The 22,393-nt window shown below is 63.1% G+C and carries 20 protein-coding genes; 14 read left to right on the forward strand and 6 right to left on the reverse strand.

The window, feature by feature from the left end; translation table 11 throughout:
• Positions 1-140: 140 nt before the first annotated feature.
• From J7024_RS08425 to J7024_RS08440, 4 genes are all read right to left on the reverse strand, one after another.
• Positions 141-497: a TrfB-related DNA-binding protein gene (locus tag J7024_RS08425; RefSeq protein WP_124830992.1), complete on the reverse strand. Its 357-nt coding sequence runs from the start codon at positions 495-497 to the stop codon at positions 141-143.
• 18 nt (positions 498-515) lie between these two features.
• Positions 516-773, reverse strand: coding sequence for a PAAR domain-containing protein (locus J7024_RS08430; protein ID WP_175752696.1), 258 nt, complete (start codon positions 771-773; stop codon positions 516-518).
• Between the two features lie 71 nt (positions 774-844).
• Positions 845-2,188 (reverse strand): virulence factor, encoded by a 1,344-nt coding sequence (locus J7024_RS08435; protein WP_199569068.1) that lies wholly within the window; start codon positions 2,186-2,188, stop codon positions 845-847.
• 134 nt (positions 2,189-2,322) lie between these two features.
• A complete protein-coding gene (locus J7024_RS08440; RefSeq protein WP_442861899.1) occupies positions 2,323-4,500 on the reverse strand; it encodes a T6SS effector phospholipase Tle3 domain-containing protein in 2,178 nt (725 codons plus the stop codon).
• 978 nt (positions 4,501-5,478) lie between these two features.
• Between J7024_RS08440 and J7024_RS08445 the strand changes: the two genes are divergently transcribed.
• The 10 genes from J7024_RS08445 to J7024_RS08490 all read left to right on the forward strand — a co-directional run bounded on the left by J7024_RS08445 (position 5,479) and on the right by J7024_RS08490 (position 14,906).
• A complete protein-coding gene (locus J7024_RS08445) occupies positions 5,479-6,729 on the forward strand; it encodes an MFS transporter (protein WP_124830963.1) in 1,251 nt (416 codons plus the stop codon).
• Positions 6,730-6,872: 143 nt separating this feature from the next.
• Positions 6,873-7,802, forward strand: coding sequence for a LysR family transcriptional regulator (locus J7024_RS08450; RefSeq protein WP_124830962.1), 930 nt, complete (start codon positions 6,873-6,875; stop codon positions 7,800-7,802).
• Positions 7,803-7,916: 114 nt separating this feature from the next.
• Complete coding sequence (locus J7024_RS08455; RefSeq protein WP_124830961.1) at positions 7,917-8,411, forward strand: hydroxyquinol 1,2-dioxygenase; 495 nt, start codon at positions 7,917-7,919, stop codon at positions 8,409-8,411.
• A 41-nt stretch (positions 8,412-8,452) separates the two neighbouring features.
• Positions 8,453-9,472 (forward strand): hydroxyquinol 1,2-dioxygenase, encoded by a 1,020-nt coding sequence (locus J7024_RS08460; protein WP_124830960.1) that lies wholly within the window; start codon positions 8,453-8,455, stop codon positions 9,470-9,472.
• A gap of 32 nt (positions 9,473-9,504) precedes the next feature.
• Positions 9,505-10,971 (forward strand): aldehyde dehydrogenase family protein, encoded by a 1,467-nt coding sequence (locus J7024_RS08465; protein WP_124830959.1) that lies wholly within the window; start codon positions 9,505-9,507, stop codon positions 10,969-10,971.
• Positions 10,972-10,978: 7 nt separating this feature from the next.
• The gene (locus J7024_RS08470; RefSeq protein WP_175751963.1) at positions 10,979-12,046 is read left to right on the forward strand and encodes a maleylacetate reductase; all 1,068 of its coding nucleotides are present in this window, start codon (positions 10,979-10,981) and stop codon (positions 12,044-12,046) included.
• A 28-nt stretch (positions 12,047-12,074) separates the two neighbouring features.
• Positions 12,075-12,947 carry an intradiol ring-cleavage dioxygenase gene (locus tag J7024_RS08475; RefSeq protein WP_175751961.1) on the forward strand — a complete coding sequence of 291 codons (873 nt, stop codon included), beginning with the start codon at positions 12,075-12,077 and terminating at the stop codon, positions 12,945-12,947.
• A 5-nt stretch (positions 12,948-12,952) separates the two neighbouring features.
• Positions 12,953-13,264, forward strand: a complete 312-nt coding sequence (locus J7024_RS08480) for a YciI family protein (protein WP_124830956.1) — start codon at positions 12,953-12,955, stop codon at positions 13,262-13,264.
• A 3-nt stretch (positions 13,265-13,267) separates the two neighbouring features.
• Positions 13,268-13,603 (forward strand): Rieske (2Fe-2S) protein, encoded by a 336-nt coding sequence (locus tag J7024_RS08485; RefSeq protein ID WP_124830955.1) that lies wholly within the window; start codon positions 13,268-13,270, stop codon positions 13,601-13,603.
• 214 nt (positions 13,604-13,817) lie between these two features.
• Positions 13,818-14,906, forward strand: coding sequence for a porin (locus J7024_RS08490; RefSeq protein ID WP_124830954.1), 1,089 nt, complete (start codon positions 13,818-13,820; stop codon positions 14,904-14,906).
• 27 nt (positions 14,907-14,933) lie between these two features.
• On the opposite strand, the gene J7024_RS08495 is transcribed toward J7024_RS08490, so the two are convergent.
• A complete protein-coding gene (locus tag J7024_RS08495; protein WP_175796676.1) occupies positions 14,934-15,596 on the reverse strand; it encodes a glutathione S-transferase family protein in 663 nt (220 codons plus the stop codon).
• Positions 15,597-15,718: 122 nt separating this feature from the next.
• Here J7024_RS08495 and J7024_RS08500 point away from each other — a divergent pair, with 122 nt between their 5' ends.
• The 4 genes from J7024_RS08500 (at position 15,719) to J7024_RS08515 (ending at position 20,384) form a co-directional block, all read left to right on the forward strand.
• The gene (locus J7024_RS08500) at positions 15,719-16,534 is read left to right on the forward strand and encodes an AraC family transcriptional regulator (protein WP_124830952.1); all 816 of its coding nucleotides are present in this window, start codon (positions 15,719-15,721) and stop codon (positions 16,532-16,534) included.
• A 160-nt stretch (positions 16,535-16,694) separates the two neighbouring features.
• A complete protein-coding gene (locus J7024_RS08505; RefSeq protein WP_175762541.1) occupies positions 16,695-17,501 on the forward strand; it encodes a hypothetical protein in 807 nt (268 codons plus the stop codon).
• 333 nt (positions 17,502-17,834) lie between these two features.
• Positions 17,835-18,596, forward strand: a complete 762-nt coding sequence (locus J7024_RS08510) for an H-NS family nucleoid-associated regulatory protein (protein ID WP_124830951.1) — start codon at positions 17,835-17,837, stop codon at positions 18,594-18,596.
• A 528-nt stretch (positions 18,597-19,124) separates the two neighbouring features.
• Complete coding sequence (locus J7024_RS08515) at positions 19,125-20,384, forward strand: IS256 family transposase (protein ID WP_175762639.1); 1,260 nt, start codon at positions 19,125-19,127, stop codon at positions 20,382-20,384.
• A 69-nt stretch (positions 20,385-20,453) separates the two neighbouring features.
• On the opposite strand, the gene glmS is transcribed toward J7024_RS08515, so the two are convergent.
• Positions 20,454-22,283: a glutamine--fructose-6-phosphate transaminase (isomerizing) gene (gene glmS, locus J7024_RS08520; RefSeq protein ID WP_124830324.1), complete on the reverse strand. Its 1,830-nt coding sequence runs from the start codon at positions 22,281-22,283 to the stop codon at positions 20,454-20,456.
• Positions 22,284-22,393: the final 110 nt, after the last annotated feature.

The following is a 22,393-nucleotide window of genomic DNA, read 5'->3' on the forward strand; positions in this document are numbered from 1 at the left end:
AGAAATGATACGAGGGTGCACGGGGAAAAAGGATCCAAATTTGGCTGGTGATTCAGTCTGATGTGGAATAAAGTTTTATTTCTGATTGGGTATGTGGAATTTATTTTTGTGCGGCCTGGCGGGTCAGGGTGACGGACCGGTCATGCGGGTGGCCGCATGACCGCCACACGTTCGTCAGCGCGGCGTTCCATGCTGTCTCGATCAAGCAGATTCGACGATCGATATGCGTCCCGCACCCAGGCGTGCAGCGCGTGCTCGTACTTCGCCGGGATCGTGATCGTGAGTGTGACGACGCGCGTGTCGGCGCCCGATCGATCGAGATGCCGTTGCCAGGCCTTGCGCACGAGCTGCGACATCGCGGAACGCGTCATGCCCAGTTCGGCGGCCAGCGCCCGTTGTGACCGGCCCTTCACGAAAATCTCGTGCAAGGCCCACTGGTTCAAGGGTTTGATCCGGGTATCCTGCATCCGCAACCGCCGGAACTGTTCGGCCGTCATGCGTCGGGTCTCGAGCATTCAGGTACGCCCCGAATGCGGGAGTGACGAAATCAGCGCCGCGCCGCATGACGTTTCGTGAGCGTCGAACGCGGCGGCCCGGCCTTCGACGTTGAATTGCGGATCACCGTCGGCGATGGGGCACGTGCCATGGATCGGATACGAGCACGTGTCGCTGACACGGGCAACTGCGCGCCTCATCACCTTGCTTGTTGCCGCGACGGATTCGACCCGGCCGCCGTGGACATGCAGGTCGTCTACCCGGATGATTAATCGCATAGGGCCCGTCTTCCGAATGATTTGCGCCGCGGTGGCATGCGCGTGCAACGCGATCGCCGCACTGGTTTGCCTCACCACGAGTAGCCCTGCATGCCGTAATCGGTGTCGTGTCGACGGCCCCACCACGGCAGGTAGGCGTTGTTCCCGCCGCGTGCGCGGAACCAGTCCTTCGTCGGATCGATCGGCGTGAGCTTCGACGGCGGCCTGACGACAACCGCGACGGGATGCTCAGGGTCGGTCGTGCCGGCGACGAGCGCGTTGCCGCCGAAGTGATTGATCCGGCCGATCGCGAGCGCCACGTTGGTCAATGCGCTGCCGGTTCCCATGTCGCCAAGCAGCCCGGTCGTGTTGAAGGTCTGCTTCATGTAGTCGTATTCCGGAAGCGTTTCGGTCAACGTTTGCGAGAGCGCGGCAAGACGGGACGACGATGCGTCGCTGCCTTTGCCGGCGTCGTGGAAGATGTATTCGAGGTCCGGAACCGCCACACCGGCATTGCGCGCTGCTTCATCGATGGTTGCCTTCCATGCCTGTACGGCGCGCGTCGTGCCGACCTTCCGCTCAAACGCCTGTGTATTGCCGGTTGCGGCCCTGCTGATCCACGCGAGCGGTTCGCGCTCGGTGTTGAAGTTCGGGCCGGCGAGGAACAGGACGACGAGATTCTCGTTGATCTGCGCGTCGGTAGGCGGGAAGTTCGGTGCGTCCCAGTTGATTGCCCAGACGGTCTTGTCCGGGTTCGCCTGCAAGTAGTCCAGCGCGTTGTTCAGCGACGTGAAGCCGGCGTTCGCACCGCCTTGGGTGATGTGCACATCGGGAGGCGTGGGGTTGCTCCACATCTTCGGGAAGTACGTGTTTCCGATCGAAAACGTCTTTCGAATCGAATCGCTCAAGTAGCTTCGCGAGTCGTCGGGTTCGAGTCGATCCGGAATCGCAAGCTCGACACGAATTCCCGCCAGTTCGCGCCAGTGTTTCTTATCGGCGGGGGCCACTGTGTAGAAATATTTTGGGTTGGCGGAATAGCGCGAGCTAAGCAGCAGGGGGAACTTGAACATGTACTTGTGGTAGAAGCCCTTGAAGGTTTCTTCGCCTTCGTTGCCGTATGCGATACCCGCAACCGATTGCAGTGTCGTAAAGGACTTCGGATCCGTGCGAACCATGTCGTCATTCTTGTTCGGTGTGGTAAGCCCTTGCGTCCACAACAATTGCCATTCGGTTGGATAGTCCATACGCTGCAAAGGATTCAACCACATCAGGCCGACAACCTGCGCGACGAACGGCATCGCCGGTTCTTCTACTGCTCGCGCGGCGTTGCCTGCAAGCTCCGGGGTGGGCGTGGCCTGTGCAGGACGCATCATGGCCGTGGTGAACATAAACACCGCAAGGGCGGCCAAGGCAGGCAAGACAACGAATCGTTTCATCCAATCCCCTATTTCCAAATATGCCGGGTCGGGTTGTTCAACATGTGCCATCAACGTGGCCATGAGCACGGTGACAAGCATCCATGTCGACGCGGCAATGGCTGCACGTCGCGGCCACGTAGCGATCAGCGTTTTCAAATCACACCCCCGACCTTCAGATAGAGCTCGCCTTCGCGTTCATCCTTGATCGCGTCGGGAATCGTGCCTTCGCTGTTCTTGACGTGTACCCATTCGTGCATCGGTAGATCGTCAAATTTCCCGCGCGCGAAATATTCGAAGTACTTCTTGTTCGGGTTGTCATCGGGGATACCTTCCCCCATCCGCCAATCCGCCTCAATGCGCAACGATTTGAGTTGCGCCTCTGTCAGATAGCACCGACCGACAGCAACGTCATACGCAAGCGCCTTTTCGGCATGCTCGGGATTGGTCATCGTCGTAGAGTGGTTCGTCGGGCTATTGGTCGCACTACGATCGAGCCAGTCGACAATCTGCTTGTCGCGCCATTCCTTGTAGCCTTCGGGTATTGCGCTCTTGCCGTCCTCGCCAATGACGTGGCCGTCGCGATCGAACCATTCGGTGTTCAGCGTGCGACGCGCCTCCATCCGCATCAACGCGCGATCCTCGTAGCGCTGTCCGGCTTCGGTTGCTGCCGTGCCCTGCGCAACGCTGTCATCGTTCCTTGCCTTGTATTGGTCGTAGGGATCGTCAGCCCGCTTGTCCGCATCGGCCTTGTTCGCGTCGCGCCATGCGGCCGGCGGATCGTTACCTTCGTTGAAGTCGCTCACCGCGTCGCCGTCCTGCGTTTCGACGGGCTTGCCGAACCGCAACGCCTTCGGCGGGAATGGATCATCGAGCGCTGGCGCGTCCGCTACCACCGTCCAGCCTTTCGGCGGATCGGCATTCACACGGAGCATGTTCAACGCCGAACTGATGCCGGTCACGACGAACATGAGCGGTGCAGACACAAGCGTCGCGGCTACCCCCAACACGCTTTCATTCCCCTTGACTGCGCCGATCAGATTGAATTTGGCCGGTGGCGACGGCGGATACCAGAAGCCCGACTTCGTTCCCGGCTTGCCATGCCGCCAATCGTCTTCCCAATAGCGGTAGGGTTTCTGTACGCCGACCGGGAAGCCGGATGCAAACACCCGCTGCGTCAGGATGCCCGCTGCGCCGATGTCATCGAGTTCGTGCTTGCTGATCCCGCGCCAGCCGATGCCCTGAACCGTCACTGCTGAAATCACCTGATCGTGCGGGCAGCAATACGCGGTGACGCGGCCATAGGTCGCCCCGTTCAAGCCGTGCCGGTCGCGGTCGGCTTGCGCGGCATAAGACCGGTTGCTCGTCGGCGAGACCCGCTTGTTCTCCATGTCTTCATCGACCTTGTCGACCGACTGTTCGAAGGCTTTTCGGGCGCCGACGATCGACAGGAACTTGCCGAAGGTTTGGGTGCGCGCGGCGTAGGTCTGCCGTCCGCGCTGCCCGTTCGCGTCTTTCGTCGCGCGTTGCGACCACGTATCCATGAACGTGTCGGATTTGTACGGACCGTCTGCATTCGCGAGGCTGTATGGTGCGTTCGCCAGCACGTAAGCGTCCGCCACGCAGTGCCCCGTGCGGCCCCACGGATCTTCGACATCGGGGAATGCGTCGCCGAAGAACGCCGCCGTGAGGCCGACGATGTTGCCCTGGCTGTGGCATACGACGGTAATGGGTACGCCGGCTTGCATCTGGCGGATCGACTCGATCAATTTGGCCAACCGCAAGGCCGCGAGCACGCCATACGCGCGCGGCGGCGCACGATACAAAGGCCGATTGGTCGGATTGATGTCTTGCACCGTCATCCATCCCATCGTTCGATCGTCCAGGCCGCCGCGCCAAAGATCGGGCAGGCTCGAACAGCCGTTCGTGAATGGACCGCCGCCCCAATAGTCCTTCTCGTTCAAGAAAATCTTGTCGCCGTACTCTTTGAGTTCTTCACCCGAGGCCCGATAACCCCACCGGAAGTGAATGACGGGCGAGAACGACGGATCGGGCTTGACGTAGTTGCCGGCCCAAAGCTTTGGATTCAGAAACCCATCCGGCGTCACGCTCTCGGTGTACTTCGCCGGCGTCAATTGCCCGGCTTCGATGCCGTGATACATCAATTGATCGTCGAGCCGCCCGATCCGTCGATTGAGTCCTTTGCACAGCCCATCCTCCGTCGCATCGAACCATTCGCCCTCCGAGTTCACGCCATGCACGAAGATCACGACGCCGGGCAAGGGCATCTGCCTGATGCAGATAAGCGGTGTGTTCTTCGCGAACATCGTCATCCCTTCGACACGGCCGACGATGATCGATGGCGGTTCAGGGCGCGACGCAGGTGCGTCAGGCAACCCGGCCTCAGTGGCTGGTTCGTCGGTGGGTGTGTCCGCTACCGGTCGCGGATCGGGAAATGAATCGGGCATCCGGGCTCCTTCTTGTGCTTAGATATGCTTATTGAGACTCATCGCATTTTTCAGAATCAGGATTTTTTGATATTAAATTATGTCTTGGTAAAGAGGTAATGGTGGAAAATGTGCGGCGAAGAATATCAAACTTGTCTGTCGGTATAAATGGTTTTTTATTTTGGGATGATGTAATTTGTTTTAATGTTGTATTTTAAAAAAACGTATATACGTATGGGCCTTTTTGAAGGCCGATTGTTGTTGTCCGGATTTACGGGGTATGGCGGCGATTTTTGATTAAGATGAATTTGGTCGGAAATTTTAAAAATAAGATCCGTCCCACATCGAAACGAACGATCTCCCGTTGCCGCATCGGAAGGAATACGAGCAGGATCGCGCGCTCGGACCCGCTCCGGGCACATGGATTCGTCCCCCGGTCGTCCAGCCGACCGAGTACCGGCCGAGTACCGGCCGAGCCGCGCCATCCATCCGGATCGAGCATCCGGCGCGGCCAGGCACCGGCACGAGCCTCCACGATGTCTATGAGGGATTCCCCCGTAACCCGAGAATGAGCGTCGGTCCGACGCGGCACTCATCCGTGCAGCGCTTCTCCACCCACATTCCCCGCGTGCCCGTCCCGATTATTTGCATTTCGCGAATGGCGCGTTCGCCGGTTGTTCCATACCGGATCTGCATCCATGCACCTATCGTTCGGGCGTCGGCTGATTGAATTCGACGCCTGCAACCGGAAAGGCGGCCGTCACTTCCTCGCGGCTCACGCCGCGTCGCACACAAAAGACATCGGAACTGGCTCATGCACGGACGCTCCGGCGCGCGCAGGGGGGCCAATCCACGGAGACAGACATGAAATCAAACGAGTGGGATACCGCCTACGAGTGGAAAGCGGTGACGCTGCTGGCGCTCGGCTTCGGCCTGGTCGGCCTCGACCGCTGGCTCATCGCGCCGCTGTTCCCTTCGATCATGAAGGATCTGAACCTGACCGCGCAGGACGTCGGCAACTGCATCGGCGTGCTCGGCCTGTCGTGGGGAATTTTCGCGGCCCTGATGGGCGGCATCTCCGACAAGATCGGCCGCCGCAAGGTACTGATCCCGGCGATCGTCGCGTTCTCGCTGCTGTCGGGCTTCTCGGGGCTCGCGGGCGGCCTGCTCGGCCTGATCGCGATCCGTGGGCTGATGGGCGTCGCGGAGGGCTCGTTCTGCCCGACGAGCTTCGCGGCGACGGCCGACGCGTCGCATCCGCGGCGGCGCGGGCTGAACCTCGGGCTGCAGCAAAGCGGCTTCGCGCTGTTCGGGCTCGCGCTGTCGCCGATCATCGCGACGCAACTGCTCAACTTCGTGTCGTGGCGCTGGGTGTTCGCGCTCGTCGCCGTTCCCGGCCTGATCCTCGGCGCGATCATGTTCTTCGTCATCCGCGAGCCGAAGCGCACGAAGGAGGTCGTGTCGGAACACGCGCCGGCCTCGCTCGGCCACGTGCTCAGGAGCCGCAACATCCTCGTCGCGATGGCGGCGCTGTGCTGCGCGATGACGGGCGTGTTCGTGCTGGGCGCACTGCTGCCGCTGTACCTGACCGACTACCTCGCGCTCGGCACGCAGAAGATGGGCCTCGTGGTATCGGCGATCGGATTCGGCGGCTTTCTCGGGCAGTTCGGGTTGCCGGGCCTGTCCGATCTGGTCGGGCGCCGCATCGCGAGCATCGTCGGTTTCGCCGGCACGGCGGTGATGCTCTACATTTTCCGCGGGCTCGGCCCGCAACCGGTCGTGCTGTTCGCTGTCCTGTTCGTTGCGTCGTTCTTCACGCTCGGCCTGGTATCGCTGCTGTCGGGCCCGGTGGCCACCGAAGCCGCGCCCGTCGGCCTCGTGTCGACGTCGATCGGCGCGGTGGTCGGTGTCGGCGAAATCTTCGGCGGCGGCATCGCGCCGGCGATGGGCGGCTACGTCGCCGCGCATTTCGGGATCCAGAACATCCTGTGGCTGCCGATGTGCGCGGTGATGCTCGGCATCGTGGTCAGCATGCTGCTGCGCGAAACCGCACCCGCCGTGCTGCAGCGCCGCGTGGCCGTGCAACCGGAGCTGACGGCGGGCAAGCAGCCGTAATGCGCTGTGCTGCGCGGCCGTACCCGCGCCCGGCGCCCTGCAAGATTGACACCCGTCAGGTGACACAGTGACGCTTTTCGCATGACCCAACCGGCTGGCCGGTGCGGTTAGACTGCCAGTTTCGCTTTCGGGAAGGGCGCGGCATGGACCGGTTTCTGAGCATCGAGGCGTTCGTCAGGGTCGCGGAGACGAGCAGTTTCGCGGAAGCCGCGCGACAGCTCGGCGTGACCAGTTCGGTGGTGACGAACCGCATCCAGCAACTGGAGAAGTTCGTCAACGCGCCGCTGTTCCATCGCAGTACGCGCCACGTGCGGCTGTCCGAAGTGGGCGAGACCTTCTACCGCGAATGCGCCGAGGTGGTGGGGCGCGTCAACGAGCTGACGGACCAGATGCGCGAGCTGCGCGCGACACCCACCGGGCGGCTGCGCATCCAGATGCTGCCCGGCTTCGCGCTCGATCACTTCGGCGTGCCGCTCGCCGAATTCCATCGCCGCTACCCGGGCATCCAGCTCGACATCATCGTCAATGACCGCGTGGTGGACCCTGTCGAAGAAGGGTTCGACATCGCGTTCCAGATCTTTCCGCCGATCTCCGAGTCGTTGATCGAGCGGCGCCTGTTCGTCGTGCGCCGCCTCTTCTGCGCGGCACCCGCGTACATCGAGGCGCATGGTGCGCCACAACATCCGCGCGAATTGCTGCAGCACACCACGGCGCTGTATTCGGGCTATCCGTCGCGCAACCGCTGGACGATGACGCGCGGCGACGAGGTCGTCGAGATGGAGTTGCCGGGCATGATCCGCTCGAACTCCGTGCACCTGCTGCGCGAGTATGCGCTGACGGGCGGCGGCGTCGTGTGCCTGCCCACGCTGGTCGCGAGCGACGCGCTCGTCTCGGGTAGGCTCGTGCCCATCCTCACCGGCTTCGAGATCGCACCGCTGAGCTTTGCCGCCGTTTATCCCGCAACGCAGCGACAGGCTCTGAAGGTGAAGGCGCTGGTCGAATTCCTCGTCGAATACATCGGCGACGAGTCGCCGTGGGATCGTCCGCTGCTGGAGCGCGGCTGGGTTCGCTGACCGGGCGATTATTCGCGAAACGCAAATGCCGTAGTCGCGGTCCGTTACCTTGTTGAGGGGCGCCCTCGCCCCTAAAGTTGAATCCGACAAGCGGTTCAACTCAGGAGACAAGCAATGACCGACACGGCATTCCACACCGTCTTTGGCTCGCTCGACGGCTACACGAAGGGCGAGATCGAAATCACCAGCGGCAGCGCACAGCACTACGCGTTCTCGAACGTCTTCGAGGTGGCGTCGAAGTCGGCCCCCTACGAAAAAGTCGTTGCCGGCAAGAACCTCGAATACGTGATCGAAGTGCTGCGCACCGACGGCCAGTCGCCATGGTTTGCCTGCGCGCACGACGAGTTCGCGATCCAGATGGATGGCGAAGTCCGCATCGACTTCATCAAGCTCGACAACCCGCCGACCACCGGCCGCGGCACCGTGAGCGCCGGCACGCAGCCGGCCGGCCGCGAGATGGGCCACGTCGTGCTGCGCAAGGGGCACCAGGCGCTGCTGCCGGCCGGCTGCGCGTATCGCTTCGCTGCCGGCAAGCCGGGCGTCGCGCTCGTGCAGACCGTGCTCGGCGAGCTGTCCGTCGAGAAGTGGGCCGATATCTGCCTGCACTGATCGTTTCGATCGCCCCATTCGAATATTCCAGGAGACAAGACATGGCCACCCTCGACACCCTCGATCATCCCGCGAGCTTCGCAGCCGATCTCGTGCAAGTCTCGCAGCCCGACGCCGTGACCGGTTACTGCCGCTTCCAGCTCGGCGCGTTCGAATTTCAGCGCGACGAGTATTTCGTGAAAATCAGCTGGCCGGCGAAAGGCCAGACCCGCACGCATGCGATACCCGCCGATGCCTTCCTGCGCGCGATGATGCGCGACGTGGCATGGGGCTTCTTCTACGGCTGGGTGAATTTCGATCACGTGTTCGGCACGCGCAATCACTACGGCAAGGTGGACATGTATGCCGGCACGTTCAACGGCATCCTGAAGGAAGCCGGCGTCGACTACACCGAGACGTTCGAAACGCCCGCCATCATGGCGACCTTCAAGGCCATGCTGCACGACTGGACCAACGAAGGCTTCGATCCGTTCGCGGCGCCCGAGGAAACGGGCTCGGCATTCGGGCGCAAGCATGGCGAGAACGGCTCGGCGATCGAGCGCACGCGCATCGCGACGCGCCGCATGCCGGGCCTCGAAGGCGACTCGCCGTTGCGCGACGACCTGCCGGTCAACCGCGCCTTCCTCGATGTCGCGCAGGACGAGCCGGAAGTGCATGCCGCGCCGGGTTTCGAAGGCGAGCTGCATGCGTTCAACCTGTTCAAGTACCTGTCGCGTTCGGACGTGACGTGGAATCCGTCGGTCACCTCCGTGTGCGGACGCAGCCTGTTTTGCCCGACCACCGAGGAATTCATCCTGCCGGTGTTCCATGGCAACGACCGTGTCGAATGGTTCCTGCAACTGTCCGACGAAATCGTGTGGGACATCGGCGACAAGAACACCGGCGCGCCGCGTGCGCGCATCACGATGCGGGCCGGCGACATCTGCGCGATGCCAGCCGACATCCGGCATCAGGGCTATTCGACGAAGCGGTCGATGCTGCTGGTCTGGGAAAACGCGACGCCTGACCTTCCGCAGCGATACGAGAGCGGCCAGCTTGCGCCGTATCCGATCGCGTTCTAAGCAGCGCTTCGGCAAAACCTCGAGGACGATTCATGCAAACCCAACTCTTCATCGACGGGCGCTTCGTTGACGCCATCGACCGCGGCACGATCGACGTGCTCAATCCGCACGACGGCTCGCTGATCACGAAAATCGCCGCCGCCACCGCGGCGGACGTGGACCTGGCCGTCGAAGCCGCCACCCGTGCGTTCCCGAAATGGTCGGCCATGCCGGCGGCCGAGCGCGGCCGGCTGCTGCTGCGCCTCGCCGACGCGATCGAAGCCAATGCCGAGGAGCTCGCGCAGCTCGAATCGCTGGACACCGGTCATCCGATCCGCGATTCGCGTTCGCTCGACGTGCCGCGCACGGCTGGCTGCTTCCGCTACTTCGGCGGGATGGCCGACAAGCTGCAGGGCTCGGTGATTCCCGTCGAAACCGGCTTCCTGAACTATGTGCAGCGTGCGCCGATCGGCGTCGTCGGCCAGATCGTGCCGTGGAACTTCCCGCTGATGTTCACGAGCTGGAAGATGGGTCCGGCGCTGGCGGCAGGCAACACCGTGGTGCTCAAGCCGTCGGAAATCACGCCGCTGTCGACGTTGCGCATCGTCGAGCTGATGGCCGAGGTCGGCTTTCCGGCCGGCGTCGTCAATATCGTCCCCGGTTACGGGCATACGGCCGGTCAGCGGCTCGCCGAACACCCCGGCGTCGGCAAGATTGCGTTCACGGGTTCGACCGCGACGGGCCGCCGGATCGTCGAGGCGTCGCAGGGCAACCTGAAGCGCGTGCAGCTGGAGCTCGGCGGCAAGGGCGCCAACATTGTGTTCGACGATGCGAACCTCGAAGCGGCCGTCAACGGCGCCGCATGGGCGATCTTCCACAACCAGGGGCAGGCGTGCATCGCGGGCTCGCGTCTCGTGCTGCACGAGCGCATCGCCGACGCATTCCTCGAGCGCTTCGTGTCGCTGGCTGCGTCGATCCGCGTCGGCAACCCGCTGGACCCGGACACCGAGATGGGCCCGCTGACGTCGAAGCAGCACCTCGACCGCGTGCTGTCGTTCGTCGACGTCGCGCGCGAGCAGGGCGGCCGTGTGCTTGCCGGCGGCAGCGCGCCGCAGGACGCGGCGCTCGCCAACGGCTACTACGTGCGCCCGACCGTGATCGAAGCGAAGCATGCCGCCGACCGCGTCGCGCAGGAGGAAGTGTTCGGGCCGTTCGTCACCGTGCTGCGCTTCGGCAGCGACGAGGAAGCGCTGTCGATCGCCAATGCGACCGAATACGGGCTCGGCAGCGGCTTGTGGACCAACGATCTTTCCCGCGCGCACCGGATGGCGTCGCGGATCGACGCGGGCATGTGCTGGATCAACTGCTACAAGCGCGTGAATCCGGGTAGCCCGTTCGGCGGCATCGGGAAGTCGGGCTACGGCCGCGAGATGGGCTTCGAGGCGATGCACGACTACACGGAAGCGCGTTCGGTATGGGTCAACGTCGACGGCAAGGTGCCGCCGCACTTCAAGCGCTGAGGCCAAGATGGAGCGCTTCGTCTATCAGGGAACGCCTTCGCGCGTCGTATTCGAGTGGGGCGCACTCGAACGCTTGCCGGACGAGCTGTCCACGCTCGGCGCGCAGCGGGCGCTGATCCTGGCGACGCCCGAGCAGCAGGCGCTCGCCGAACGCGTCAGGGACGTGCTCGGCGAGCGGGCCGCCGGTGTGTGTGCGCAGGCCGTGATGCACGTGCCGGTCGAGGTCGCACGCGCCGCGCGCGAGATGGCCGCCGAACTGGGCGCGGACTGCTGCATCGCGATCGGCGGCGGTTCGACGATCGGGCTCGGCAAGGCGATCGCGCTCGAGTCGTCGTTGCCGATCCTCGCCGTGCCGACGACGTATGCGGGCTCGGAGATGACACCGATCTTCGGGATCACGGAGGGACGGCTCAAGCGCACCGGGCGCGATGCGCGCGTGCTGCCGCGCACCGTGCTCTACGACCCGTCGCTGACGTTGTCGCTGCCGCCGGCGATCTCGGCCCCTTCCGGCGTCAATGCGATGGCGCACGCGGTCGAAGCGCTTTATGCGGAAGATGCAAACCCGGTGATCGGCCTGATGGCCGAGGAATCGATTCGCGCGCTCGGCGAAGCGCTTCCGGGCGTGGTTCGCGAGCCGGCGGACCGGGAAATGCGCAGCCGTGCGCTGTACGGCGCATGGCTTGCGGGCACCTGCCTCGGCGCGGTCGGCATGGCGCTGCACCACAAGCTCTGCCATACGCTCGGCGGCACCTTCAACCTGCCGCATGCGCAGACGCACGCCGCGATGTTGCCGCATACCGCGCACTACAACCATGCCGCGGCGCCCGATGCGCTGCGTCGCGTCGCGCGGGCGCTGGGCGGCACCGACGCGGCCGACGCCGGCCCGCTGCTGTTCGGGCTGAATCGGCAGCTTGGCATTGCGCCGGCGCTTGCCGACCTCGGGATGCCGGAAGCGGGCCTCGACGAAGCCGCCGACCTCGCGTGCCGGAACCCGTACGCGAATCCGCGGCCGATCGAGCGTGCAGCGATTCGCGAATTGCTTCAGCATGCGTGGGAAGGGCGCGAGCCGCATTGAGCGGCCGGCTGGATCCAAGGAGACGAACGTGACGAATGATCATCAAGACGGCGACACCCGGCTGACCGAGCAGGTCGTCGCCAGCTTCGACGGTACGCCGAACCCGCGCCTGCGCGTGCTGATGCAGAGCCTCGTGCGGCATCTTCATGCGTTCGTTCGCGAGACGGCGCTGACGGAAGCCGAGTGGATGGCGGCGATTCGCTTCCTGACCGAAACCGGGCAGATGTGCGACGACGCCGTGCGACAGGAATTCATTCTGTTGTCCGACACGCTCGGCGTGTCGATGCTGGTCGATGCGATCAACCATCGCTTCGCCACCGGCGCGACGGAAACCACCGTATTCGGCCCGTTCTACATCAAGGGCATGCCCGATCGCGCGTATGGCGAGAACATGGCGTTCACGCCGGGCACGCCGGTCGTCGTGCACGGGCGCGTGCTCAGCACCGGCGGCACGCCCGTGGTGGACGCCGTGCTCGACGTGTGGCAGACCGCGGACAACGGCATGTATTCCGGGCAGGACACCGAACAGCCTCACGGCAATCTGCGCGGGCGCTATCGGACCGATGCCGAAGGCCGTTATGCGATCACGACGATTCTGCCGGTCAGCTATCCGATTCCGACCGACGGCCCGGTCGGGAAGATGCTCGACGCCACCGGCCGCCATCCCTGGCGGCCCGCGCATCTGCATTTCATGATCGACGCGCCCGGCTATCGCACGCTCGTCACGCATCTTTTCGATGAAGACGACAAATATCTGAAATCGGATGCCGTCTTCGGCGTGAAGCCGTCGCTGATGGTCGCGTATCGCCCGCGCGCCGCAGATGAGGGGATCGCTCGCCACGTCGGACTGAACGGCCCGTATCGCGAAGCGACGTACGATTTCGTGCTCGACCGGAGTTGATCGACATGGCGCGTTTTTTTGCGGTGTTCGCCACTGACCAGCCCGGCATGCGCGAGGTACGCGACCGCGTGCGGCCCACGCACCGGACCTACCTGCGTTCCGCCGCGCAGCACGGCGTGTATGTGCGGCTCGGCGGCCCGACGCTCGATCCACAGGGCGATGCGATGAACGGCACGTTGCTCGTCATCGAGGCGGACGACATCGATGCCGTGATGCAGTTCGTCGGCAACGATCCGTACGTGAAGGAAGGGTTGTTCTCGCGAGTCGAGGTGCGTCCGTGGGACTGGAGCCTCGGCAACCCCGAGCGGAGAGTGTGAGTCATGGGCGCTCCGCAACTCTGTCGCTTCTCCGACGTGCCCGATGGTGGTGCACGGGTCGTCGACGAAGCGTGCATCGGACGTCCCGTCATCGTCGTGCGGCGCGGTGAGCAGGTGTGGGCGTACGTGAATCGTTGCCCGCATTTCTCGGTGCCGCTCGATTTCATTCCGGGAAACGTGTCCTGTTATCGGTCGCAGGTGCTGATGTGCGCGCATCACAGCGCGTTGTTCCGGTTCGACGATGGCGTGTGCATCGACGGGCCGTGCTCGGGTGCCGGGCTGGAAGCCGTGGCCGTCGAGGTGGATGCCGCGGCGTGGGTGGTTTGTCGACGCGCTTGAGTCGGTGGATGGGACGATCGTCTCAGGTTGGGTGAAATCCGGAATCCGCGGGATTATATCCATCCATTTGAATAAGTATCACTAAATAAATATCGGTATGCCTGCCCGGATGCAAGCCTGATCCGGGCAGGGGAAGGCGTTGTTTCTCGAAGCACCGGGCGAGCGCCCGCGACGTAGCGGGCACTCGCTCGATTTTCAAAAAGACGGAGACAAAATGAAACTGAGGTTTGGAGTATTGGCGATGCTTGCCATCGCGCAGGGTGCGTACGCGCAAAGCAGCGTGACCATGTTCGGCCTGATCGACAGCGGCATTTCATATGTCAGCAACGAGGGCGGAGGGAAGAACGTCAAGTTCGACGACGGCATTTTCACGCCGAACCTGTTCGGCCTTCGCGGCACGGAAGATCTCGGCGGCGGATATCGCGCGACGTTCGCGCTCGTGAACCAGTTCTCGATGGCGAACGGCAGCATCGTCGGCACCGGCCTCTTCGGGCGTAACGCCTACGTGGGTATCGAAAGCGACCGGTTCGGCAGCATCCGGCTCGGCAACCAGTACGACTTCATGGTGGATTCCCTCTTTGCGAAGGACAATGAAATCGCGATGGATCTGTCGGGGCTGTACGGCTTTCGCAACGGCCCGTTCCAGCGCCTCGCGCTTCCGGACAACCCGACCGGCGCGTTCGACTGGGACCGCACGGCAGGCAGCAAGCCGGTCGCGAATTCGGTCAAATACAGCTTGCCGACGATTGCGGGGTTTTCGGGCGGCGTGATGTATGCGTTCGGCGGCGTGGCCGGCTCCGTCGGCGCGGACAATACCGTAAGCGCCGGGTTGAACTACGAGCGTGGCGCGTTCGGTATCGGCGCGGCCTATACGAACGAGAAGTACGGGCCTGCGCCGGGCACGCCGTCGACCAGCGTGCGCAACTGGGGCGTCGGGATGCACTACGACTTCGGGGCCGTGACCGCGAAGGCGTTGCTGACCACCGTGCACAACTCGTTCAACGACGCCGGGGTGTGGATGGCTGAAGCCGGTGGCGTCTGGCGCATCAGGCCGGACGTTTTCCTTGGCGCGAAGTACATGTACATGAAGGGCAACGAAGCCGTGAACGACAACCACGCGCATCAGGTCAGCGTCGCGCTTCAATACCTGTTGACCAAGCGAACGATGGTTTATGTGTCAGCGGATTATCAACGCGCGAACAACGGCGCGAACGCGCAGATCAACGGCGTGCTCGATCCGGACGGGGCGTCGAGTTCGGCGAGCCAGGCGGTCGCGCGTGTCGGGTTGCATACGATGTTCTGACGGGGTGCTGCTTTGCCGTCGTTCGAATTACGACCCAGCCGTTGCGGCCGCTTCCCTGGCCTTGTCCTGCTCTGCCGCCAGTGCTGCATCGGCCGCCTGCGCGCGCTGGATGGCCGGGCGTGCAAGGACGCGATCGATATAGGCGCGAATGAGCGGCGTCTCGGGTACCAGCTTGAGCATCGTGGTCCAGTTCAATGCGGAGGCCCACAGCACGTCCGCCGCCGTAAAACGCTCGCCCAGCAGATAGGGGCCGTTGGCCAGTTGCGTGGCGATCGCGTTGACGACGGCATCGAAGTCGCCATAGGGCGACGTCGAGTATGCGGCCGGCGGACGGTTCATCGAGCGATCGACGAGCGCCGGCTCGAAGCATGAACCGTAAAACGTCATCCAGCGCAGATAGGGGCCGCGCAGTGCATCGCCCGGCGCGGGCGACAGGCCGGCTTCCGGATACAGCTCGGCCGCGTACAGGTAGACGGCCGCCTGCTCGGTGACGATTACGTCGCCGTGGCGCAAGGCGGGAACCTTGCCCAGCGGATTGACCGCGAGGTAGTCGGGCTCACGATGTTTTCCGGTCGAGAGATCGAACGCATGCACTGCGTAGTCGGCGCCCAGTTCCTCGAGCAGCATGCGGGCGCCTGCCGATCGGCTGCGCGGCGAGTGGTACAGGGTCAGGTGACGGTCTTGCTGCATTTGCGGGCTCCGGTGTGCGGTCGTCGGCGGGAATTCAAATGTAGGACGCTCGCGGATCGCCGTCTTGGAAAAATCCGCTGCCGCGGTGCATCATCACGCAATCCTCTTCCTGGTTCGTCACCATGGCCGACTTGCGTCACGTGACCGACACGCCCAAGGGCGTCGTCGGCCCGAAAGCCTTCAATCAGCGGTTTCGCCTGAATCGCTATCACCCGTGTGCCGAACTGGCCGGTGTGCTGGATCACCACTGGATCGTCGAATGGGATCTGCGCGACCAGCCGCCGTATGTGCAGCGCACGCTGCCGTATCCGTGTGTGAATCTGGTGTTCGATCGCCGGCGGACGGGCGTTTTCGGTGTCGTGTCGGGCGCGTTCGAGACGACGTTGGCCGGGGCGGGGAGGGTGATGGGTTTGCGCTTTCGGCCGGGGGCGTTTCGGGCGTTCCTCGGCAAGCCGGTGCATGTGCTGACCGACAAGGTGCTGCCGGTGTCGACGCTGCTCGACTGTGGCGATGCGGAAGCCGAGGACGCCGTGCTCGGTGCCGGGGATGATGCGGGAATGGTCGCGGCGGCGGAGGCGTTGCTGTTGCGGGTGCTGCCGCCGGTCGATCCGCAGGTCGAGCGCATTCATGCCATTTTGCAGATGCTGCAGCAGGATATCGGGCTGACGCAGGTGCGGGATCTGGCCGAGCGTGCGGGCCTGGGCGAGCGCACGCTGCAGCAGCTCTTTTCCAGCTACGTGGGCGTGACGCCGAAGTGGGTGATCTGTCGTTACCGGCTGCATGAGGCCGCGGATAAGCTCGCGGGCGGCGAGCCGGTCGATCTCGCGGAGCTGGCGCATTCGTTGGGGTACTTCGATCAGGCGCATTTCACGCGCGATTTCCGCAAGCTGGTGGGGAAGGCGCCGGCGGAGTACAGGCGGGACGATCGGCGGGAATGAGGGGGCGGATTGGTGTGATCATTGACCTGCCGCAGGCCGATAATGAACCTGCAACGAGGGCGCCGGCTGGCGGTGAATTTCAGGCAGCAGGTGCGTTGCCGATCAGTCCCGCCTATAGTGCTCGTCGTTGACCGATCTGCAAGAGAATCAGGAGTTCGTCGTGTTTCACCGGAAATCCAGGTTGGGTCGTTCGAACTTCGTGTGCGTCGTCGCGCTGACGATGATGCTGGCGCCGGTCGCGGCGCATGCCGAGGCTGTCGCCGGCACGACGCGCGTCGCGCACGCTGTCAATCACGGCACAGCATCCGCACGACCGATCGTCGGCGACGACCCGGTTGCCATTCGGGACGCGCTGAAGAAGCTGCACGTCAGCACCGTCCAGCCGTCGTTGAGCGACCGGGTTCGCGGCTTGGTCTCCAGCGTTGCCGACCGGCATGGCCCGAATCCTGACCTGGCGGCCGTCGATCTGGATCGTGACGTGACGTTCGTGGTGCCGGTGCGGTACGGGCTGAGGTACTCGACACGGCGGCACCTGTTGACGCTGGACGTCGACCTGTTCGATGCAGAGCGCGACGACCGGAAGGGCATCCTGCTCAGAAAGGTCACGACGGGGCCACGCGGGCGAGGGCTTGTGATTGCACCCGAAGCGAAGGCGAAAGGGTATATCCAGCAGGTCGACATCATCGAAATCGATTCCGGGCAAGGTCAGAAGACCTCGGTTCGTAGCCGCATGCGGCTTTCGCCTGCTTTGTATGCTCAAGCGCATGGCGACTTCGCATTCGTTTTTTCCGGGCGCCTGGTTCGGCCTTATCTGACTGAACAAAGCGAGCATGCCGATCCGAGTATTGATGAGCCGACGGACATCACGACCAGAATTTCCACGTTGCATATGGATCTCCGTGCCATCTCGCTGGTGAGTCCGTCGAGTGGTGTTGTGTTGTCTAAGAGGTTGCGGTTGTCGAAGTAGTTGCTGGCGGATGGGCGAGTGATCTCACGAGACGGGATGCTCGCTTGATGGATTTATTCCTGTATGGATTCCTAGACAGATGCCTTGCAGAAAGGAAACCGTTTCCTTTCCCCTGAGTGGTGGAGCTGATTCAGGCGTTTACGGCATGATTTCCCTGTCGTTACCGACGGGCCCGAATCAGTGAACACTCGTGCCCGCGAACTATGCGTCGGCTCAAACAAGTAGTCGTGGCAACCCGGTTCCAGGACGAAAGAAATGAGTTCCGATGCGTGCCTCGCTCTTGTGGCTTCCGGTGTAGCATAGTGCGGTCATCGTTCTAGTGAAGGGAAAATAATGGCAACGCTTCAATCCATCCAGGCAAAAATCCAGAAGCTTCAGGCGCAGGCGGAAGAACTTGTGGCAGCGAAATCAACTGCAGTGCTCGGGAAGATTCATGACCTTATGGAGAAGTACGGCGTATCGGTTGCCGAAATCGAGGCGTTTGTCGGCAAACGTCGTGGTCGCAAATCTCAAGCGGAAGCCACGGCAAGGAAGAGCGGCTCTACCGCGAAATACGCAGACCCAAAGACCGGGGCGACCTGGACGGGGCGCGGTCGTGCACCGGCCTGGATTGCGAACGCAAAGGACCGCTCCAGGTTCCTCGTTGACGGACCTTCGTCGAGCGCCGCGGCAGTTGCTAAAGCGCCGGCAAAAGCGGTGAAGGCGGGAAACCAGGTGAAGGCCCCGCAACCGGCGCTTTATCGTGACCCCAAGTCGGGTGCTACATGGAGCGGTCGCGGCCGTGCGCCGGCTTGGCTCGCGAGTGTGAAAGACCGGTCGAAGTTTTTGATTGCCGGTGCGGGTGAAGTGGCTACCGCGCCGAAGGCAAAGCCGGTCAAGCCAGCGGCTAAGAAAACTGCCGCGAAGAAGGTGGCGGCAACGAAGAAGACCGTTACCAGGAAAGCGGCGGCTCGAAAAGTTGCTCCGAAAGGGAGTGCGGCCGCAAAGGCGCCTGCTGCCCGAAAAGCACGTGTGCAGAAGGGCCCCGCAGGCTCTGCCGATGCTGGCGTAGCCGAAGGAACGACTCAAGTTGCGAGCATGCCGGCCCGCGCCTGAGATGGTTGCAGTCCGGGCGTTGGATGACATTCCCCTCTGCCCGGTATTTGCCTCGGTTTACTCGCTTTCGACTTCTCGGAAAAATACCTGGTCGACCGGCAGGAAGAAGCAACCGATACAGTCTCCGGCAGGCGTAATCGCTGTCCACCGATTACGCGCGCGTTTGACTCGGTTCGTGTGCACGCGAGCGCCAGCTTTGTGGAATCGCAGCGTCTTGTTGTGCGATGAGAGGCAGTGCCGTAACAGGAACATTGCCTCGACATCGACCACATTCGCTCCGTGACATGTATTTCGCTGCGTCGAAGCTGCGGGCGAAGTCAGCGAGGTCCTTCGAATACAGCAGATGTCCGCGGAAAGAACTGTCGTCAAGTTGCAGAAGATACGCAACCTCGGCAAGACGGGCATCGAGACTATGCGGGTAAGTGAAACTTCACGAATGGCTTTAAGTGAAACTATTCGAAGTTGCTACATGAGCCTATCCGGTCTTTTGTGTGTGATGCATAAACTGACGGCCAAGGAGCCACTTTTATGCCACGCAAACGCAAGGAAGAAGTGACGATAGAACCGGGCAAGGGCTTGAACCTGGACCCGGAACTGATCAAGCAACTGGTGCCCGGAACGCTGGACCGGGCGACGATCAACGAGCAGCTCGCGGCGCTCAAGAAGGCGATCTTCGAGCGCGCACTGGGCGGCGAGTTGGCCCACCACCTCGGCTACGAGAAGGGCGAAGCCAAGCCGGCCGGCAGCACGAACCATCGCAACGGCACCAGCCGCAAGCGCATCGCGACCGATGACGACCTGCTCGACGTCGAGATTCCGCGCGACCGCGAAGGCACCTTCGATCCGGTGCTGATCGCCAAGGGCGAACGGCGCTTTACCGGCTTCGACGACAAGATCATCGCGATGTACGCCCGCGGCATGAGCGTGCGGGAGATTCAGGGCTTCCTGCAGGAGATGTACGGCATCGAAGTGTCGCCGGACTTCATCAGCACCGTCACTGACGCGGTGATCGACGAAGTGCGTGAGTGGCAGCAGCGGCCGCTCGAGCCGATGTATCCGGTCGTGTTCTTCGACGCCTTGCGCGTCAAGATCCGCGACGAAGGCGTTGTGCGCAACAAGGCGATCTACCTGGCGCTGGGCGTGCGCCGCGACGGCACGCGTGACGTGCTGGGCCTTTGGATCGAGCAGACCGAGGGGGCCAAGTTCTGGCTGCGGGTGGTGAACGACCTGAAGCTGCGCGGCGTGCAGGACATCCTGATCGCCGTGGTCGATGGCTTGAAGGGCTTCCCGGAAGCGATCAACACGGTGTTCCCGGAAACGACGGTCCAGACCTGCATCGTGCATCTGATCCGGAACTCGCTGGACTTCGCCAGCTGGAAAGACAGGAAATCGGTTGCAGCGGCGCTCAAGGAGGTCTATCGGGCACCGTCGGCCGAAGCGGCCACCGTGGCGCTGGATGCGTTCGACGCGAGCCCGTGGGGTACGAAATACCCCCCGATTGCCGCCCTCTGGCGCCGGGCCTGGGATCAGGTGATTCCGTTCTACGCCTTCGCACCTGACATCCGGAAAATTGTATACACGACCAACGCGATCGAGTCGCTGCACATGCAGCTTCGGAAGATCATCAAGGCGCGCGGCCACTTCCCGTCGGACGAGGCCGCGCTCAAACTGATCTGGCTGGCGCTGCGCAACGTCGTGGCCAAGTGGACCGGTTCCCGGCACGATTGGAAGAGCGCGATGACCCAGTTTGCGCTGCTTTACCCGGAACGATTCAACATTGGAGTCTGAATCTCAACCCGCCTCACACACTAAATTCCGGATACCTCCTGCTACATCGCGGCCCCCGCCGAATGTCCTTTACTCCACCGTCACCGACTTCGCCAGATTCCTGGGCTTGTCAATATCCGTCCCCCTTGCCAGCGCCGCGTGATAAGCCAGCAATTGCATCGGCACCGTATGCAGAATCGGCGACAGCGGCCCGTAGTATTCGTTGAGCCGAATCACCTCGATTCCGTCGCTCGGCACCAGCCCGCAGTCCACATCCGCGAACACGAAAAGCCTGCCATTGCGCGCGCTGACCTCATGCATGTTCGATCGAAGCTTTTCCAGAAGCGCATCGTTCGGCGCCACCGCAATCACCGGCATCTCGTTACTGACCAACGCCAGCGGCCCATGCTTCAATTCCCCCGCGGGATAAGCCTCCGCGTGGATGTACGAAATCTCCTTCATCTTCAGCGCGCCTTCCAGCGCGATCGGATAATGCATCCCGCGTCCGAGAAACAGCATGTTGTCGCGCCGCGCGAGCAGTTCCGACCAGCCCATGATCTGCGGCTCCAGCGCGAGCACCTTCGACATCGCATCGGGCAGATGCCGCAGCGCACGCAGATGCGCCTTCTCCTCGTCGTCGCTCAACCGCCCGCGCACCTGCGCCAGCGACAAGGTCAGCAAGAACAATGCGACGAGCTGCGTCGTAAAAGCCTTCGTCGACGCCACCCCGATCTCGATCCCCGCCCGCGTGACGAACTGCAGCGCGCATTCGCGCATCAGCGCGCTCGTCGCGACGTTGCAGATCGCGAGCGTATGCATCATCCCGTTGCGCTTCGCGACATGCACGGCCCCGAGCACGTCGGCCGTCTCGCCGCTTTGCGACACCGCGACGACGAGCGTGCGCGGATTCGGCACGCTGTCGCGATACCGAAACTCGCTCGCAATCTCCACGCTCGCGGGCAGCTTCGCGATGCGCTCGATCCAGTACTTGGCGGTCAGCGCCGCGTGATAACTGCCGCCGCACGCGAGCAGCAACACCGAATCGGCATCGTTGAACACGCGCCACGCACCGTCGCCGAACAGCTCCGGCATGATCGACCCGACATCGAGCAACGTATCGGCCACCGCCTGCGGCTGCTCGAAGATTTCCTTCTGCATGTAATAGCGATACGACCCGAGGTCGGCCGCACCGCTATGCGCGGCCACGCGCTGCACCGCACGTTCGACACGCTGGCCGGCCGCATCGACGATCCAGTAGCGATGGAGCTGAATATCGGCGACATCGCCGTTCTCGAGATAAGCGATGCGATCGGTGATGCCCGACAACGCGATGGCATCCGACGCCAGGAAATTCTCGCCGTCGCCGACACCGACGACGAGCGGCATTCCGTCGCGCGCACCGACGATCCGGTGCGGCTCGTCGCGGCACATCACCGCGATCGCGTAGCTGCCGTGCAGTCGCGCGACGGCGCGGCGCACCGCGTCGAACAGGTCGCCGTCGTACAGATGGTCGATCAGGTGCGCGATCGCTTCGCTGTCGGTCTGGCTCGCGAACACGTAGCCGTGCGCCTGAAGCTCCGCGCGCAGTTGATCGCAGTTCTCGATGATCCCGTTGTGCGACAGCGCGATGCGTGCGTTGTCGTCGCTCGGCGAGAAGTGCGGATGCGCGTTGAGCGTGACGGGCGCGCCGTGCGTCGCCCAGCGCGTATGCGCGATGCCGGTGTACCCGGACAGCGCATGCGCGGCGATCTCGCGCTGCAGGTTGGCGACGCGCTCGACGCTGCGCGCGCGGGCCAACGCGCGGTCGCGGTAGACCACGACGCCGCACGAGTCGTAGCCGCGGTATTCGAGCCGCTTCAGCCCGTCGACGAGGTTCGGCAGGATGTCCCGCTGGGCAACCGCTCCGACAATTCCACACATATCGCGCTCCGTAAATGTCCTGTCTGGACCTGTGACAGCGATGGTAGAGGCGGGCTAATGGAATTAAATTTCAAAATACATCTATAAATGAAACGAACAGGCGATCAGTT

Source organism: Burkholderia sp. WTPI3, from assembly GCF_021483755.1.
Classification (GTDB): Bacteria; Pseudomonadota; Gammaproteobacteria; order Burkholderiales; family Burkholderiaceae; genus Burkholderia.

Excerpts from the sequence above, each read along its gene's own strand:
- J7024_RS08425 (WP_124830992.1), bottom strand. The coding sequence starts at position 497 with ATGACGGCCGAACAGTTCCGGCGGTTGCGGATGCAGGATACCCGGATC.
- J7024_RS08430 (WP_175752696.1), bottom strand. The coding sequence starts at position 773 with ATGCGATTAATCATCCGGGTAGACGACCTGCATGTCCACGGCGGCCGG.
- J7024_RS08435 (WP_199569068.1), bottom strand. The coding sequence starts at position 2,188 with ATGAAACGATTCGTTGTCTTGCCTGCCTTGGCCGCCCTTGCGGTGTTT.
- J7024_RS08440 (WP_442861899.1), bottom strand. The coding sequence starts at position 4,500 with ATGACGATGTTCGCGAAGAACACACCGCTTATCTGCATCAGGCAGATG.
- J7024_RS08445 (WP_124830963.1), top strand. The coding sequence starts at position 5,479 with ATGAAATCAAACGAGTGGGATACCGCCTACGAGTGGAAAGCGGTGACG.
- J7024_RS08450 (WP_124830962.1), top strand. The coding sequence starts at position 6,873 with ATGGACCGGTTTCTGAGCATCGAGGCGTTCGTCAGGGTCGCGGAGACG.
- J7024_RS08455 (WP_124830961.1), top strand. The coding sequence starts at position 7,917 with ATGACCGACACGGCATTCCACACCGTCTTTGGCTCGCTCGACGGCTAC.
- J7024_RS08460 (WP_124830960.1), top strand. The coding sequence starts at position 8,453 with ATGGCCACCCTCGACACCCTCGATCATCCCGCGAGCTTCGCAGCCGAT.
- J7024_RS08465 (WP_124830959.1), top strand. The coding sequence starts at position 9,505 with ATGCAAACCCAACTCTTCATCGACGGGCGCTTCGTTGACGCCATCGAC.
- J7024_RS08470 (WP_175751963.1), top strand. The coding sequence starts at position 10,979 with ATGGAGCGCTTCGTCTATCAGGGAACGCCTTCGCGCGTCGTATTCGAG.
- J7024_RS08480 (WP_124830956.1), top strand. The coding sequence starts at position 12,953 with ATGGCGCGTTTTTTTGCGGTGTTCGCCACTGACCAGCCCGGCATGCGC.
- J7024_RS08485 (WP_124830955.1), top strand. The coding sequence starts at position 13,268 with ATGGGCGCTCCGCAACTCTGTCGCTTCTCCGACGTGCCCGATGGTGGT.
- J7024_RS08490 (WP_124830954.1), top strand. The coding sequence starts at position 13,818 with ATGAAACTGAGGTTTGGAGTATTGGCGATGCTTGCCATCGCGCAGGGT.
- J7024_RS08495 (WP_175796676.1), bottom strand. The coding sequence starts at position 15,596 with ATGCAGCAAGACCGTCACCTGACCCTGTACCACTCGCCGCGCAGCCGA.
- J7024_RS08500 (WP_124830952.1), top strand. The coding sequence starts at position 15,719 with ATGGCCGACTTGCGTCACGTGACCGACACGCCCAAGGGCGTCGTCGGC.
- J7024_RS08510 (WP_124830951.1), top strand. The coding sequence starts at position 17,835 with ATGGCAACGCTTCAATCCATCCAGGCAAAAATCCAGAAGCTTCAGGCG.
- J7024_RS08515 (WP_175762639.1), top strand. The coding sequence starts at position 19,125 with ATGCCACGCAAACGCAAGGAAGAAGTGACGATAGAACCGGGCAAGGGC.
- glmS (WP_124830324.1), bottom strand. The coding sequence starts at position 22,283 with ATGTGTGGAATTGTCGGAGCGGTTGCCCAGCGGGACATCCTGCCGAAC.